At 48.8% G+C, this 16,313-nt stretch carries 13 protein-coding genes; 7 read left to right on the forward strand and 6 right to left on the reverse strand.

All coding sequences use genetic code 11. From position 1 onward, the window contains the following. The first annotated feature begins 21 nt into the window (after nucleotides 1-21). Nucleotides 22-618 (forward strand): DUF938 domain-containing protein, encoded by a 597-nt coding sequence (locus QL234_RS18445; protein ID WP_281559265.1) that lies wholly within the window; start codon nucleotides 22-24, stop codon nucleotides 616-618. Nucleotides 619-964: 346 nt separating this feature from the next. Beyond that, the gene (locus QL234_RS18450) at nucleotides 965-1,840 is read left to right on the forward strand and encodes a PEP-CTERM sorting domain-containing protein (protein ID WP_281559266.1); all 876 of its coding nucleotides are present in this window, start codon (nucleotides 965-967) and stop codon (nucleotides 1,838-1,840) included. 160 nt (nucleotides 1,841-2,000) lie between these two features. On the opposite strand, the gene QL234_RS18455 is transcribed toward QL234_RS18450, so the two are convergent. Next, nucleotides 2,001-2,468: a TlpA disulfide reductase family protein gene (locus QL234_RS18455; RefSeq protein ID WP_281559267.1), complete on the reverse strand. Its 468-nt coding sequence runs from the start codon at nucleotides 2,466-2,468 to the stop codon at nucleotides 2,001-2,003. Nucleotides 2,469-2,669: 201 nt separating this feature from the next. Between QL234_RS18455 and QL234_RS18460 the strand changes: the two genes are divergently transcribed. After that, the gene (locus tag QL234_RS18460) at nucleotides 2,670-3,161 is read left to right on the forward strand and encodes a hypothetical protein (RefSeq protein WP_281559268.1); all 492 of its coding nucleotides are present in this window, start codon (nucleotides 2,670-2,672) and stop codon (nucleotides 3,159-3,161) included. A gap of 4 nt (nucleotides 3,162-3,165) precedes the next feature. On the opposite strand, the gene QL234_RS18465 is transcribed toward QL234_RS18460, so the two are convergent. After that, a complete protein-coding gene (locus QL234_RS18465) occupies nucleotides 3,166-3,555 on the reverse strand; it encodes a hypothetical protein (RefSeq protein ID WP_281559269.1) in 390 nt (129 codons plus the stop codon). A gap of 220 nt (nucleotides 3,556-3,775) precedes the next feature. Between QL234_RS18465 and ompR the strand changes: the two genes are divergently transcribed. Beyond that, nucleotides 3,776-4,501 (forward strand): two-component system response regulator OmpR, encoded by a 726-nt coding sequence (gene ompR, locus QL234_RS18470; protein WP_044834278.1) that lies wholly within the window; start codon nucleotides 3,776-3,778, stop codon nucleotides 4,499-4,501. 17 nt (nucleotides 4,502-4,518) lie between these two features. Next, nucleotides 4,519-5,835 (forward strand): two-component system sensor histidine kinase EnvZ, encoded by a 1,317-nt coding sequence (gene envZ / locus QL234_RS18475; RefSeq protein WP_281559270.1) that lies wholly within the window; start codon nucleotides 4,519-4,521, stop codon nucleotides 5,833-5,835. Nucleotides 5,836-5,960: 125 nt separating this feature from the next. Here envZ and pckA read toward each other — a convergent pair whose 3' ends face one another. The 4 genes from pckA to QL234_RS18495 all read right to left on the reverse strand — a co-directional run bounded on the left by pckA (nucleotide 5,961) and on the right by QL234_RS18495 (nucleotide 13,030). Next, nucleotides 5,961-7,571: a phosphoenolpyruvate carboxykinase (ATP) gene (gene pckA / locus QL234_RS18480; protein WP_281559271.1), complete on the reverse strand. Its 1,611-nt coding sequence runs from the start codon at nucleotides 7,569-7,571 to the stop codon at nucleotides 5,961-5,963. Between the two features lie 447 nt (nucleotides 7,572-8,018). Next, nucleotides 8,019-11,435 carry a S8 family serine peptidase gene (locus tag QL234_RS18485; protein WP_281559272.1) on the reverse strand — a complete coding sequence of 1,139 codons (3,417 nt, stop codon included), beginning with the start codon at nucleotides 11,433-11,435 and terminating at the stop codon, nucleotides 8,019-8,021. A 287-nt stretch (nucleotides 11,436-11,722) separates the two neighbouring features. Continuing rightward, nucleotides 11,723-12,610: an Hsp33 family molecular chaperone HslO gene (hslO, locus tag QL234_RS18490; RefSeq protein ID WP_281559273.1), complete on the reverse strand. Its 888-nt coding sequence runs from the start codon at nucleotides 12,608-12,610 to the stop codon at nucleotides 11,723-11,725. Between the two features lie 6 nt (nucleotides 12,611-12,616). After that, entirely contained in the window at nucleotides 12,617-13,030 is a 414-nt protein-coding gene (locus QL234_RS18495) for a S4 domain-containing protein (RefSeq protein WP_044834463.1), read from the reverse strand. Between the two features lie 188 nt (nucleotides 13,031-13,218). Here QL234_RS18495 and gspC point away from each other — a divergent pair, with 188 nt between their 5' ends. Both gspC and gspD read left to right on the forward strand, forming a co-directional pair. Continuing rightward, nucleotides 13,219-14,211 (forward strand): type II secretion system protein GspC, encoded by a 993-nt coding sequence (gene gspC / locus QL234_RS18500; protein WP_281559274.1) that lies wholly within the window; start codon nucleotides 13,219-13,221, stop codon nucleotides 14,209-14,211. Nucleotides 14,212-14,213: 2 nt separating this feature from the next. After that, nucleotides 14,214-16,313, forward strand: coding sequence for a type II secretion system secretin GspD (gene gspD, locus QL234_RS18505; RefSeq protein WP_281559275.1), 2,100 nt, complete (start codon nucleotides 14,214-14,216; stop codon nucleotides 16,311-16,313).

Raw genomic sequence — 16,313 nt, forward strand, 5'->3', positions numbered from 1 at the left:
ATTTATCGGAATGAAATGGGCATGTTAAATTTTTCACCTTCATGTGAGCGTAATCAGGGTTATATCTTAACTGAGTTGGAACAGCTGTTTGCGCCTGTTACCCGGGTGCTTGAGCTGGGCAGCTTATCGGGGCAGCACGCCTTGCACTTCGCTTCAGGTTTGCCGCATTTGAGCTGGCAACCCTCAGACTTGGCTGAAAATGTGCCGGCATTAACGGAAAATATCCGACACGGTGCCATCGACAATTGCCTGGTGCCGATAGCTTTAGATGTAACGCTTGCCGGAGATTGGCCTAAGCAGCAATACGACGGTATTTTTACCGCCAATACTTTACATATCATGTCCTGGCCATCTGTGGTGCAGATGTTTGACTATTTACCAAAAGTTTGCCGGCCAGGCACCTTGCTCACAATTTACGGACCCTTTAAGTATCAAGGGGCATATACCAGCGACAGCAACGCCAATTTCCAACGGTGGCTGCAAGACAGGGATCCCCAAAGCGGTATCCGTGACTTTGAACAGGTAGATCGGCTGGCCCGGCAGCAGGGTTTTGAACTGGTTTCAGATATTCAGATGCCAGCCAATAACCAGCTGATCAGTTGGCGAAAGCAGGGCTAGTATTGCGCTTTTATTTGATACTGCCCTTTCGGTGGCGGTTGTCAGTATTAATTACAACTGCTTGTCACAGCTGGGCTAAAGTTTTGGGATTAGCTTTCGATGATCAATAAGGTACTAATAAAACAGTTGCTTATATGCTTTTTGTGGTGAGTTTGGTTGTATTTTGTTATTTCATGTCAGTATTTTTTACAGTGATAACAGCTCCTTTAATTTAACTTTATGAATATTCAACAATATTTATTAAGGTCTGATTTATGCTTAAAACCTGAACAGCAGTAAAAGCGCAAAGAGGACGCTGGAGTTGTAAGCAGTCAGGATGCTAATCGTGCATTGAGGGCTGATAATAATGAAAATATTTAAAACAATATTTCTAACCGCTATTGTTTTTTTGTTAAACCTTTCTTTTGCTTTTGCCGGGCATTTACCCCCGGCTCCTTGTAATGTTGCAGATGTCCAACTGAATAGTATCCAATTGCTCGATGGCAGTCCGGTGGTAAATGTTCCGCCGATCGACTCCAGTGAATGCTATGGCGCCTTCAGAGGCAATAACAGTCTTTTCACTAAACCCAGCAATGGTAACCTGGGCTATGATGATGATGGCTGGTTAAACAGCGAATCACCTTTCTGGTCGGGCCCCGGGGCTTTTATTGAAAACGCTGATTTACTCGACTTAGACGGCGAAGGGGATGTCGATGATCCCGGTTGGATTTATCTGGGAAAAGATGAAGGGGCTGGCTTTAAAGGCGAAACCAGTACCGATGGTGTCGATTCCTATACCTTTATCGATGACTTGCTGACCATGAGCAATTGCCTGGATAAAGACGATAACAGTACCAATTGTGTCGGCGGAGATGCCGTTAAAGGCGATTGGGCCTGGACGCCGCCGGCGACTAACCCGCAGGCGCTGCTGGATTTACTCGGTGGTTTGTTTTTTGATCAGGTGGCCATTATTTTCAAAAGCGGCAAACAATTTGCCATGTATGATTTTGATATTGGCGACCTGGGGTTAGATCCTGTCTTAGCCGGCGATTTTAATTTTGCCTTTACCGGCACCTGGGACATGAGTAACACCTTAGGGAAACATGGTCTGTCAAACTATACCTTATGGGCCAGGGATCCTACTATTGAAACCACGGATATTCCTGAGCCTTCGACCTTAGCCTTGTTTAGTTTATTTATCTTGTTGATCGCCCTCAGGCAAAGGCAGTGGCTGAACCAATAAAGTTGCGCTAAGCTGATATAGCGCGACACCATTGTTTGATTAGCTAATAAGTGCGGTGGTAGTGGTAGCGTAGTAGTACTTATTAGTTTCCCCGTTCCTTTTCCCGGAAAGGCGCTTTGCCGATACTCCCTTTGTTTCTTTTGTGTTTTTTACGATCCGTTTACCGGGCCAGGGCGTTTGCTATTTCCTGTTCATATAAAGGGATTTTTTTCTCGCTGAAGCCGGCGTGATGGCTGATGATGCCGCCGCTGCGGTCAAACAAAAAACTGCTGGGCATGCCTTTTATCTTATATTGTTTCATTAGTTCGCCCCGGGGATCGTAAATCACCGGAAAATCGGCGGGTACCTGCTGCAAAAACTCGTCGGCGAACTGCTGGTTATGATCGAGATTAACGCTGAGTACGACAAAGCCTTGTTGCTGATATTGTGTCTGCATTTTTGACAGCCAGGGAAAGGATTTGCGGCACGGGCCGCACCAGGATGCCCAAAAATCCAGGTAAACCACTTTACCCCTGTGTTGCTCCAGTTGCCGGGCCAGTTCGTCAGCGGGGGTTACCTTTTCGGCGTAAGCAGAAGCAGCCCAGATGGCCAGGTAAAGATAACAGCAGACAGCAAAAAGTTTAGACATAAGCTTTCCATGGATGTTGTTGACTTTTAAACACTAATGCTTTTGCTCCGTGAGTGCAAACAGATTTTTCGGCGGTAAAGTTTACTGTCCGGATAAGGATATTAAGTTTTAATTAAGCACTTGTCGGTAACTTGTATTCGTCTTCTCGAACGGGGTAAACTTGTTGTCGATGTCTTTGAATAAAAATACCCGGAAGCGAAAATGAAGGTTATTAAAAATGCTGTTTTGATCGCCTTAACCAGCTTTAATTTTTTAGCGGCTGACCCTGTTCTGGCTGATGAAGCGGCAAAACAGCAAGAAGCCCATAATTTATGGCTGAAGAAACAATTTTCCCAGCAACACCAACAACTCATTCCCGTGGTGACGGTAGCGGATATGTTTTACGGTTGTAATAAAGAAAGAAAAATCGATCCCATCAATTATCATATCAGTGAACTGGTGTTGAAGATGGATCGGGATCAGTTGGCGGACAAACTCACTACTTGCCTTGCCGACGATTCTTTAAAATCGGATGTTGCCCTTAATTTCGGTTTAATCGGCTGTTTTAACGAGCAATTTTCTGAGATGTCTCAGCTGGAGAAGCAGCAGAAGATGAAGCTGGTACGCCAGGCCATTGCGTCCTTATCCCGGGAAGAAAGGCAAAAAAGCCTTACTAAGTGTGTCACCGAACAAGCCATCCGTTACCTGAAATAATCGGCTAAGATTTTTCTTGCGTCTTTTGCTGTTGTTGCCGTGGCAGCTTGGCTGATGAAAATGAACTGGGAATAATGTCCACTCCCACCCATCTTCCGACTTTGATCATCACGGGAATGGTAATAGGGGCAAAAGGTAACACCACAAACACCCCGAGTCCCAGGCCTTTAAGCACATCCAAAAATTGCTTGTTGGCCATTTTCATTTCTGCCTCGCTGGCATTTCCCTGGGTATACTTGCGGTATATCACCAGCATTTCTTTGGTTTCGGTTTTTTCCTGGGCAAGGGCGATTTTAACCCTGACCATCTGGCGCTTGAGGCGAATCGTACTTCTTTTACGGCTGATCTGCACAACGCGAATTGGTGCTCTGACAAAATGGACCCATACTTTCATCCGCTCAGTGTCCCATATTTAACGGCATTTGTATCTAGCTTAATGTTTGTTTTTTATCGCCATCTCTAAAGGGAGATTTTATTCCTTTGCCGGGAGGCAATGAAATAGCATTTCATAATTTGTAACAAATGCCTGAATAATTATCCCCTCAGCCCTTTCAAATCTAAGGGAAGATGTCTTATAGTGGCAGCAAGTTAATCTGGTATGAAAATAGTGCGCTATGGGACATGAAACACCGAAAATTTTAGTTGTTGATGATGATATGAGATTACGGGCTTTACTGGAGCGTTATCTGGTAGAGCAGGGATTTACTGTGCGTAGCGCCGCCAGCGCCGATCAAATGGATCGTTTGCTGGAGCGGGAAAACTTTCACCTGCTGGTGCTGGATTTAATGTTGCCGGGTGAAGATGGTTTATCTATTTGCCGCCGCCTGAGGCAAAATTCCAATAATATTCCTATTGTTATGCTGACGGCGAAAGGGGATGAAGTTGACCGCATTATCGGCCTGGAACTGGGGGCCGACGATTATATGCCGAAACCTTTTAATCCGCGCGAATTACTAGCGCGTATTAAGGCGGTACTCAGACGCCGGGTTCAGGAAGCCCCGGGGGCGCCTTCGCTGGAAGAAAACGTTATCAGTTTCGGCGAATATGAATTAAATCTTGCCACCCGGGAAATGAAAAAAGGCGATGTCAACATGCCGCTGACCAGTGGTGAATTTGCCGTGCTTAAAGCCCTGATCACCCACCCGAGGGAGCCTTTATCCCGGGATAAGCTGATGAACCTGGCCAGGGGACGGGATTACTCGGCGCTGGAGCGCAGCATAGACGTGCAGGTTTCCCGCTTGCGCCGTATGCTGGAAGAAGATCCCGCCAAACCCAGATATATCCAGACCGTTTGGGGCTTAGGGTATGTTTTTGTGCCCGACGGTAAAGAAGCGGTATAGGGCGAAATCCAGTTAATATGAAGTTGTTACCACGCAGTGCGTTTGGCCAGACGGTTTTATTGATCGGGATCTTGCTGTTAATCAACCAGGTAGTGTCCTGGGTGTCCATGGCGATATTTTATATCCAGCCCAATTCTCAGCAAATCCATCAGCTGCTGGCCAAACAAATCCGGGTGGTGTTTATCGACGTCAAACATTCCGAGCTTAGCCCGGCAATGGCAGAGGCGTTCCAGCACGAAACCGGTATCGGTCTCTACCGGGAGAAAGATGCCCTGCAGCTGGGGCTGGCGCAGGCGGTTTATTATCCGTACCGCTCCGATGAAATGAGCAAGTTGCTCGGCGGCCCGGCGGAAGTGCGTATCACCCAGGGAGACGAATATTTATTCTGGATCCGGCCGCCACAGGCACCGCGCTTATGGGTCAAGATTCCCCTGACCGGGCTGGAAGAAGCCAATTTCTTACCCTTATTGTTTTTCCTCAGCCTGATCGGTGTACTCAGTGTCGCCGGCGGCTGGCTGTTTGTCCGGCAACTCAACCGGCCGCTGAAGTCCCTGCAGCGGGCGGCGGAAGAAGTGGGCCGGGGAGATTTTCCTGAGCCGTTAAAAGAGCGGGGCACCACGGAGATTTCCGCGGTCACCCAGGCGTTTAACCATATGTCCAAAGGCATCAAACAGCTCGAAGACGACCGGAATTTGCTGATGGCGGGTATTTCCCATGATTTACGCACTCCGCTGACCCGGATCCGCCTGGCCACGGAAATGATGTCCGGGGAAGATGACTTTTTTAAAGAAGGTATCGAAAGCGATATCAATGATATGAACAGCATCATCGATCAGTTTATCGATTATATTCGCCATGATACCAAAGACAAAGCCGAGCCCGGCGACCTTAATTACCTGATTGAAGAAGTGGTGCATACCGAAACGCCGGCGGACCGGGTTATCCAGTTTAGCGCCGGCGACCTGCCGGAAATTCCACTGCGTTATGTGGCGGTTAAGCGGGTGGTGGCCAACCTGATCCAAAATGCCCTGCGCTATACCGAGGGCGGGATCTTTATTGAAACTGGTATTGAAGCCAGGGTAGCGGCTAGCGGACCGGCGGTGAAATATGCCTACTTCAGCGTTTGTGATGAAGGGGAAGGGATCCCTGAAGCCGAGATTGACCGTTTATTCCAGCCCTTTACCCAGGGAGATAAGGCGCGCGGTACCGAAGGAAGCGGCCTGGGACTGGCGATTATCAAACGTATCGTCGATACCCATGGCGGCAAGGTGATCTTATCCAACCGTGAGCAGGGAGGCTTGCAGGCCAAGGTTTATTTGCCTCTGTCATATTAAGTTTTTGCTTTGCTCAAAAATGTTTTTGTTGAAGCTAAGGGGAAAACAGACATAAAAAAAGCCGCATTTGCGGCTTTTTTTATGTCCTATATCACGAGTTCACATGAACAGGACAGGATCAGTTATTATAACTGAGGACCGGCAGACACTAAGGAAGCGCCGTTTTCGGTATCGGTAAACTTCTCGAAGTTATTGACAAAACGCTTGGCCAAATCGGCAGCTTTGCCTTGCCACTCGGCTTTATCCTGATAAGTATCACGCGGATCCAGGATATTCCCTTCAACACCGGCAACCTGAGTTGGAATTTCCAGGTTAAACAAAGGTAATACCTGAGTTTCTGCATTGTCGATAGAACCGTCAAGAATGGCATCGATAATCGCCCGGGTGGCCTTGATCGAGATACGCTTGCCGGTGCCGTTCCAGCCGGTATTAACCAGGTAGGCTTCTGCGCCAACCGCTTGCATGCGTTTATTCAATACTTCAGCATATTGTGTCGGGTGCAGGCTTAGGAAAGCCGCGCCGAAACAGCTGGAGAAAGTGGGGGTCGGCTCGGTAATGCCACGCTCGGTACCGGCCAGTTTGGCGGTAAAGCCGGACAAGAAGTAATATTCCGTCTGTTCCGGGGTTAACTTGGCTACCGGCGGTAATACACCAAAGGCGTCCGCGGTTAAGAAAATGACTTTTTTCGCATGGCCGGCACGTGAAACCGGTTTTACGATATTGTCAATGTGATGGATAGGGTAAGAAACCCGGGTATTTTCGGTTTTTGAGTTATCGTCAAAATCAATTAACCCACCTTCATTTACCGTGACATTTTCCAGCAGGGCATCGCGGCGGATGGCCTGGTAAATGTCCGGTTCGTTTTCTTTGCTCAGGTTAATGGTTTTCGCGTAACAGCCGCCTTCAAAGTTGAATACGCCGTTATCATCCCAACCATGCTCGTCATCCCCGATCAGCTTACGCTTAGGATCTGTAGACAAGGTGGTTTTACCGGTTCCGGATAAGCCAAAGAAAATGGCAACGTCGTCGTCTTTACCGACGTTGGCGCTACAATGCATGGAAGCGATGCCTTTTAACGGTAGCAGGTAGTTCATCATGGAGAACATACCTTTTTTCATTTCGCCGCCATACCAGGTGCCGCCGATCAGCTGCATTTTTTCTGTCAGGTTAAAGGCTACGAAATTTTCGGAGTTCAGTCCCTGCTGTTGCCAGTTCGGGTTAGTGGTTTTGGCACCGTTTAATACCACGAAATCCGGTTCATAGTTTTTCAGCTCTTCATCCGTCGGACGGATAAACATGTTTTTGACAAAGTGCGCCTGCCAGGCAACTTCGGTAACAAAACGAACTTTTAAACGGGTCGCTTCGTCGGCGCCGCAAAAGGTATCAACCACAAATAAACGTTTGGCAGATAACTGCTCGGTAACCAGGCCTTTTAATTCAGACCAGGTTTCAGGCGTCATAGGTTTGTTGTCGTTTTTACCTTGATCAGACCACCACACGGTATCCCGGGTCACATCATCGCGGACGATGTATTTATCTTTTGGCGAACGGCCGGTAAAAATGCCGGTGTCAACGGAAACCGCGCCCAGTTCAGTGACAACACCCTTGTCATAGCCAGAGAGACCTTCTTTGGTTTCTTCGGCAAATAGCAACTCATAAGATGGATTATATACAATTTCAGCAACGTCTTTAATTCCGTATAAAGACAAATCAATTGAGCTGTGTACTGCGGTCATGGTAAACACTCTCCTAACGGTATGACAGGTTTTAAAATTAAGCTATAGGGCACTTGTTCCGGGCGCTCATTCTAGGGCAATAGCGGTTAAAACAAAAGCACTAAATTTGTTTTGTCTGAAAGTTTTCATAATAGTTTTCACTTTTGATCAGAAATAGCTTTTTCACTCAAGAAAACCCCGGTTTTTATGGAATTTTATTAGCATTTTGATCCGGGAATTTCTTCCATTTTTAACAGTGATTATTGTCGTTATTGCCAACTTGGACTGTGATTGACTTTCAGGCAGGGTATTTTAGGCAGTTAGCCTTACTGTCAGGCAGGTAAAAAGGTCGGTTCGTCAGTTGAAAAAGAGATGTTTAATTGGCAATTTTAAATCTGCGGAGAGGGTACCAGGTATATTGCAGGCATAAAAAAAGGGCGCCGGGCGCCCTTTGATATCACCTGGTGATTATTTCTTCATGCGACGAAGGAACAATAAAGGTGCTGCCAGTAATGTGAGCCAGCCAAAAGACCCGCCGCCACCGTTGCGTCTGTTGATGACGTTAACGCTGGTGGTTTCTGTGCTGGTGTTGCCGTTGGCTTCGGTTACCGTCAGGCTGAATGATAATGTTTCATCCTGGCTGACTTTAGGTGCCAAGAAGCTGATGCTCTGGGCGTCGGCGTCAAAGGATACCTGAGGGCCTGACAACTGCTCCCAGCGATAGCTCACTTCTGCGCCGTTCTTATTAAACGCCGTGGAACCGGTTAGGGTGACCCTTTGTTCTTCGATCACATTGACGGCAGAGGATGAAATCGTCGCTGTCGGTGTGACTTCTGTGATATCGAAGGTGAAATTAATAGGGTAGTTGCTGCCGTCTTCGGCGGTCAGGTAGAGCAAGCCGTTGGTGCTTTCATCTAAGCTGTTGCTCAGGTCCCAGTCAAATTTCAGAGAAAACTCGTCACTGCCCTCATCCTGAACAACAGCAACCGCGACATTGTCGTCTTGTGAAGCCTCATCCTGATAGATGGCTGAAATATTTAACTCATAGGCATCCGAGCCTCCGGCAACTGAGGCCTGGTAATTGACCACTTCCACTATATACATGCCGGCGGCGACATCTGTCAGTGTGATGCTTTCATCCGAAGAAGATGTTGCTGATGAGCCCAACTGATTGCGATCGCTATCATAAACATATAAATCCAGATCCGGTGCCGTGGTTTCACCCAGGGAGAAAGACACCAAAGCGGCATCTTCTGTCAGATCTAACTGCCATTCCTGGGCAAAGTTTTCCTGAAGTTCATCTGTTTCTTCGCTGATCACGTCTTTTTTGGTGTAAAGACTGGCACTGATAATCGATAGTTTTTTATCCTGATAACCGCTGTAGGTTTTTGAGCCTTGAGCGCTGTCGGCAAGCAGGGTCAAAGTTTCCGGCAGGTTGCTCTCGCCGGGTTTCACGGCAAGCGGCAACCGGGCATCGGGAAAGCCTGCTGCTGTTAGCTTGATATTGGCAAAATTCCAGTCATTTTTACTGGCGCTGACGTCTGCGGTAATGGTCAGTTCCTGAGATTCACCGGCAGCCAGTTCAAAACTTTCCGGTGAGACTGTGACGGTAAAATCGCTGTTGGTATCAAGTAACTCGGCACTGGCGCTCCAGCTGGCATCTGAAGTTGCCGTTACTGTGCGGATCCAGGTGCAGCTGTCGATACAGGTCGCATTTGCCATGCTGGGTAAATTCAGGGCTGACGGTTTGCCGCCGGTGGCCGGGTTGGCAGCCACATAATTGTCATAGCTTTCATCCATCACCAGACCACTGGCCGCAGCCAGAGCAACGTTGGCATAACCTGAGCCCATATCGAAGAAATCTGCCGGAGTTTCACCGTCTTCTTTTAATACCTCCTGGTTGGCGGTCAGCATTAATGCCGATTGTGCCTGTGCCGGGGTCCAGTTGGGTTGTAATCCCGCCAGCAGGGCCAGGGAGCCGGCAATATGCGGGCTGGCCATGGAAGTACCGCTTGAGAAGCCGTAATCGCTGGGAGCCGGGAACTGTATCATGCCGGCAGACATTTCATCGGCATAAGCAGCTAAAATACCGACACCCGGGGCGGTAATCGACGGAGATAAAACATCTGCCACCGACAGGTTAGGACCGCGGGAGCTGAAATCTGCCATTTCACCGCCGTCGGCTTCTGCAATCTGGAACGGCGCAAAGGAGGCGCTTAATGCCGGGTCTTCAGCCAGTGCGCCGATAATGGCTTTGCCTGAATTTTCCGAGATAAAGAGCGAAGGGATGCTAGTGCCGGCCAGGCCGCTCATGCTCAGGGCGGAGTCGTCACCACCCTGGTTGTTGTAGACAACCACGGCACTGGCGCCGGCGTCAGCGGCATTGATAATTTTATCGGAGAAGTTACAGCTGCCGCGGCTGATCAGGGCGATTTTATCTTTAAAGGCGTCTGCCGCATAAGCTTCACAGCCCTCAATATTGGCTTCGTCTACGCTGCCGGCATATAACAGGGTGCCGGTAAACTCTGCATCAACTTCCGGGCCTGTGCTGTCGGCATAATCATAGTCAAGGCCATTGACCGTCATTTGGTTTTCGATGAGCTGGCGATCATGGGTACCGGCGGCCACGGTGGTGATCCAGGGGGCTTCACTGGGAGAGCCTAAAGTGTACGGATTCGGACCATCGTTGCCGGCGGAAGTGGCCACATGGATGCCTGCCTTACGGGCAGATAAAAAGGCTAAAGAATCACCGTCCTGCCAGGGATCTGAGCTGCCGCCGCCAACGGAATAGTTGATGACATCAACCCCGGCTTCTATGGCATGCTCTACCGCTAAAATGGTCAGGGAAGGGTAACAACCGTCAAATTCAATATTATCGCCGGGATCCCCGGGTAAACATACCTGGTAGGAAATGATATTGGCATGCGGGGCGACACCCGACATTTCTTCGATCTCAAGGCCATTATCCAGGGTGACGTTTTTCAGGACGTTACCTGCGGCGGTACTGGCGGTGTGGGAGCCGTGGCCATTATGGTCGACGCCGTTGGCGGGTACAGTATCGTCAAATAAAGGGTAGTCGTCTGTGATCAGGGGATAACTGTGGACACCGATCAGTTTATCGTTACACAGGCCGGCCCATTCTTCGGTGGCGCAGTCGCCGCTGTAGACGCCGCTGCCGTCCGGGTTAGTGTGGTCGTAGCCGTCGGCGCCGACATCGGCAAAAGACGGGTGATCGCTGTTGATACCGGTATCAAGTACGCCGACGATTAAACCTTCACCCTGATAGGCGGTGCCGCTGGCGCTGCCGTTCCAAATACTTGGTGCCTTGATAAAAGCAGGACCGGCATCTGTCGTCAGGTGGCGTAGCTGTTCGCGCTGGATTTGCGCGATACCTTCTACCTTGGCCAGCTTTTCAGCTTCCGCCTGGGTCATTTCAACCACTATGCCGTTAAAGGCCAATGTGGTGCGTTGTTTAATATCCAGTTTGCTGAGGACTTTTTCCGCCTTGGCAATTACCTGATCCTGGCGTTTGTTCAGTAAGCCGCGGTAAGCCTTGACTTCATCGGATTTGATATTGAGTTTTCCGTCCGCTGTTTTTGCCGCACTTGTGGCGACTGCCGGGCTGGTAGCTTTAAAACCGGCGATATTGCCCTGGTATAAGGCTACGGGAGCTTCGCTAAGGCGGATCAAATAACGGTAGGTGCCCTGACCCAGATTTGCTTCCGGGGTAAAAACTGCCGGTGCATTAGTTTTGGCTAACGTTTTGGTTGGTGTGTCTGCTGACAGCTGGCTTTTCCCTAACCGGGTTAACTGGCTTTCGGCGGCCGCATTCAGGGACATTGACATCAAAGCCGCGGAGACGGCAATGGCTACTTTACTACTCATGGATACTCCAGGTTTCACAGAGGTGAAATTTTATAATTGTTTTACTTCGCGTCTGTCTGGCTTGTGAGGGGGCCGAGCAGACGTTAACTTCCAACGCTAGGTTAATTATTGAACAGCTGCATTTAAGCTTAAATTTAATAATAAGGCCAGAGGTTTTAGCACGGCTTAGCTAGTGATGTAAATAAAAGTCTCTGAAAATGTAACCAGAATGTAATGGTGGTGGGTCGTGAGGCAAGGCAGGGACAAGCGCCATTGCTGTTGCAGAAATGGCGCCTGGCTTGAATTGGCTAATGCTTAGTGACAGCACCGCCTGCTGCGTCTTTACCTTCGTCAAGGTAAGCGCTTAAGTCCTGTTCGTTAAAAGCATAGGTGGTCATGCAATAATCACAGGTCATGCTGAGGTTGCCTTGTTCAGCAAGAATCGATTTCAGCTCTGTCGGTTCAATCTGGGCAATGGCGGCCAGGCATTTTTCTGTCGAGCAGCTGCACTGGTAACTGACATTTTGAGGCTCAAACAGGCGTACTTCTTCCTGGTGATATAAGCGGTATAACAAGGTTTCGGCATCCAGGGTAAAGAGTTCTTCACTCTTGATCGTCTGGGTCAGCTGGCACAGGTGGTCAAAGTCCTGTTGCTGCTTTTCCTTATCTTCACCATCGGGCATTAATTGCACCAGGGCGCCGCCGGTTTGCTGTGCCTGCTCATCGCAAAACAGCCATATTTGGGTGGGGATTTGCTCCGATACTTCAAAGTAGTGGGCGAGACAATCCGCCAGGGTGTCCCGGTCCAGGGCCACCACGCCCTGATAGGCTTCTCCCTGGTTCGGACGTATGGTGATGATCATATTGCCTTTGCCGATAAGGGCTTTCAGGCCTTGTGCGTCTGTGGCTTCTTTTAACCGGGCAATGCCGCGCATTTGCTGGTTATGGTTGCCGTTGACGGCGATATAACCCACGGGGCCGTCTCCCTGGAGCTGTACCGTGATTTCGCCTTCAAACTTTATCGTGGCGGTCAGTAAACAGGTGGCGGCGAGTAATTCACCCAGCAAGGTGCGTACCCCGGCGGGGTAGTCGTGCTCACCTAAAATTTCTTGGTAGCTTTGTTTTAATTGTACTAATTCTCCACGCGCATGCAGATCATCAAATAAGTAGCGGTTTAAAACGTCAGAACGAGACATATTCAGTTATATCCTTTCTTTAAGTTGTCGGATTTTACGGCGTTGTTTCTTGTCCGGTTTAGCGTCACCGGCGGGACTTAATAAAATTCCCTGTTTGCGGGCCAGGGCATTTTTTTCGCGTGTTTCCAGGCTGCTTTCCAGCTCCCGGTACAGGGTTTGTGCGAAGGTGGCGTCCCTGCGTTTATCCGCAAGTGCGATGACAGTGACCTCTTTTTCTTCGTAACCTTGCCTAACTTTTATTGTATCACCGATTGACACGGCTCTACCTGATTTAGTACGTTGTCCGTTGTAAAAGACTTTACCGCCGTCGATCATTTGCTTGGCAATGGCCCGGGTTTTATAAAAACGTGCCGCCCAGAGCCATTTGTCTAATCGAGTCGTGTTAGTTTCCGTGCTCGATGCCACTGGTTTTGTTGCCATAGCTGCTCCCCCGATTAAAAATTGGGCGAAAGTTAACATAACCCTGCGCATTTCGCCATAAGGATTTAAATTGTAAATTTTAGTGACAATGTCGCCGCTGTGCTTGTTGCTTATCTAATGGTCAAGTATCATCGGTTGAGCTTAATATCGTCACTTAACGTAAATAATAAAGAAAAACATAGAACTATATGGAATTGCCAAATAATATGGCCTCGTTAAATGAAACGATAGCCAAACTCCCGCAACAGAGAATTGCGCAAGTTGTCATTTTTTTATTGGTGGCTTATATCGCATATCTGGGAGCACAGATTACATGGATGTTAGTGCCCGACCCCGCCGCTAACAATACCGCAACCAGCTTACCCGGAAACCAAAAGGTTTCTGCGGAAAAACAAACCGTCAGTGTCTCCAAGATACAGGCATTAAACCTTTTCGGAGAGTATAATAGCCAGGCGGTAGAGGAAGAAGTGATTGAAATCGAAGATGCGCCGGAGACCCGGTTAAATCTTACCCTGACCGGTGTGGTGGCCAGTAGTAACAGTGACAATGCCGCTGCTATTATTGAGCATCAGTCGAGCCAGGAAACCTATGGTATCGGCGATTTAATCACAGGTACCCGGGCAACCTTGGAACAAGTACACAATGACAGGGTCTTAATAAAACAGTCGGGTCGTTTGGAAACCTTAATGCTCGATGGTTTTGACTATGAGCAGGGTAAAGGAGGCAAAACGCAAACCTTCCGTGCCAAGCCGGTGACTAATAAGAACAAGAGTAAGGCTAAGTCATCGCGGACAAAATCAAGGGAAAGAAGCAAGGGAGCCAAAACGTCGGCAAAGCGCGTAGATCAGCGTGATAACCGTCAGTTAAGTAAAAGTGTGACCAGCTTGCGTAATGATATCACCAAGGATCCGGGGAAGATTACAGACTATCTGAAGATTTCCCCCAAGCGAGAAAATGGTAGTGTCACCGGTTATCGCCTGATGCCGGGTAAAAATCCCGAGTTTTTCCAGAACTCAGGGTTAAAATCGGGTGATGTGGCGGTGCAAATGAATGGTTTCGATTTAACCGTGCCATCGGATGCGGCCCAGGCATTAAGAGCCTTAAAACAAGAACGAGAAGTGGCTTTACTGATAGACCGTAATGGCGAAATGACAGAAATATTGTTCAGGATAGATAATTAGTTATGAGAAATTTTTTAATGAGCCAGACAGTAAGTGCTCCTAAGTTGAAAAAACTGGTACTGGGCGTATCAGCCGCCATTGCTTTTAGTACTTTAACAGTGCCGGAGCCGGTTTATGCCGCGCAATATTCTCCTAATTTTAAAGGGACGGAAATCACCGAATTTGTAAATATTGTCGGTAAAAATTTAAAGAAAACCATGATCGCCGACCCCAACGTGCGCGGTAAGGTTAATGTTCGCAGTTATGACTTATTAACGGAAGAGCAGTATTACCAGTTTTTCCTCAATGTGCTTGAAGTTTACGGTTTCTCCGCCGTGGAAATGGATAATAATGTCATTAAAATCATCCGCTCCAAGGATGCGAAAACCTCTTCTATCCCGGTAGTCAGCAATGAAGACCCGGGCATGGGAGATGAAATGGTCACCCGGGTAATCGAAGTCAAAAATGTGACCGTACGTGAGTTGGTGCCTTTACTGCGCCAGTTATCGGATCAGGCCGGTGGCGGTAACGTGGTCAACTATGACCCCGCCAACGTTATCATGCTCACCGGTACTGCGGCCGTGGTTAACCGTTTAGTGAAAATCATCCAGCGGGTGGATAAAGCCGGCGATAAAGACGTACAGATCATCCGTTTGAAGCATGCTTCAGCCGGTGAAATGGTGCGTATCGTCGAAGCCATGAATAAATCCACCCAGGGTAAAGCGGGTACCCCGACTTTCCTGATCCCGAAAATTGTTGCCGACGACAGAACCAACAGCGTTATTGTCAGCGGCGAGCGCCAGGCGCGTGAGCGGGTGACCCACTTGATTGAGCGCCTGGACAGCGAGCTGCAAACCAGCGGCAATACCCGGGTGTATTACCTGAAATATTCCAAAGCGGAAGATATGGTGAAGGTGTTGACCGGCGTCAGCGAGTCTATTGAAGCTGAAGGGCAAACCAATAAAACCAAAACCCGGAGTGCGAAAAAACGCAATATCAGTATCGAAGCTCACGAAGACACCAATACCTTGGTAATTACTGCACAGCCGGATATGTTACGTTCCCTTGAAGCGGTTATTCGCCAGCTCGATATCCGCCGTGCCCAGGTACTGGTGGAAGCAATTATCGTGGAAGTATTCGACGGTGACGGCGCCAACCTCGGCGTGCAGTGGTTCCACGAGAAAGGCGGCTTTACCCAGTTTACCAATGGTCCTGCGACTATCAGTTCGGTAGCGGCCGGGGTTGCCGCGGCTGAAGGTGAAGAAGGGACTACCATTACTACCTATGATGAAAATAATAATAGGGTTGAAACCAAGAACCCGGATACCGACGGTGACTTTACTGTCCTGGCCAGCGCCTTAGGTTCGGTTAGCGGCGGTATGTTAGGTTTTGTCGATAACGATTGGGGCGCGATTTTACAGGCGGTCAGTACCGATACTAACTCTAACCTGTTATCCCGTCCGAGTATTACCACATTAGACAACGAAGAAGCCTACTTTATTGTCGGTCAGGAAGTGCCGATCATTACCGGCTCTGCCACCGGCAACAATAACTCCAACCCGTTCCAGACGGTAGATCGTCAGGAAGTGGGGATTAAGCTTAAGGTTACGCCTCAGGTCAATGAAGGTTCTGGGGTGCAGCTGACCATAGAGCAGGAAGTTTCTTCGGTGAGCGGTGCTACCGGGGTGGATATTTCCATCAACAAACGTGAAATCAAAACCACTGTGATGGCTGATAGCGGCGCGGTCATAGTGCTGGGTGGCCTGATTGATGACGATGTCCAGGAAAGTTTGCAGAAAGTACCTTTGCTTGGGGATATCCCGGTGCTGGGGCACCTGTTTAAATCCACCAGCAATAGCGTGCGTAAGCGTAACCTGATGGTGTTCCTGCGTCCCACCATTATCCGGGACGGCGAAACCATGCGCACCATAAGTAAAGAAAGATATAACTTTATCCGCGCCGGTGAATTAGAAAAACAACAACGCGGGTTATCTTTATTAGGCGATGCCGAACTGCCGTTGATCCCCGAGTGGAGTGACGAGCTGGCGCTGCCGCCGACGTTTGATGAATATATTGAGCAGAAAGAATCGGATGATACTTCATCCGATAAGCAAGAACATTAG

The sequence above is a fragment of the Thalassomonas sp. RHCl1 genome (assembly GCF_947387555.1).
In the GTDB taxonomy this organism is placed as follows: Bacteria; Pseudomonadota; Gammaproteobacteria; order Enterobacterales; family Alteromonadaceae; genus Thalassomonas.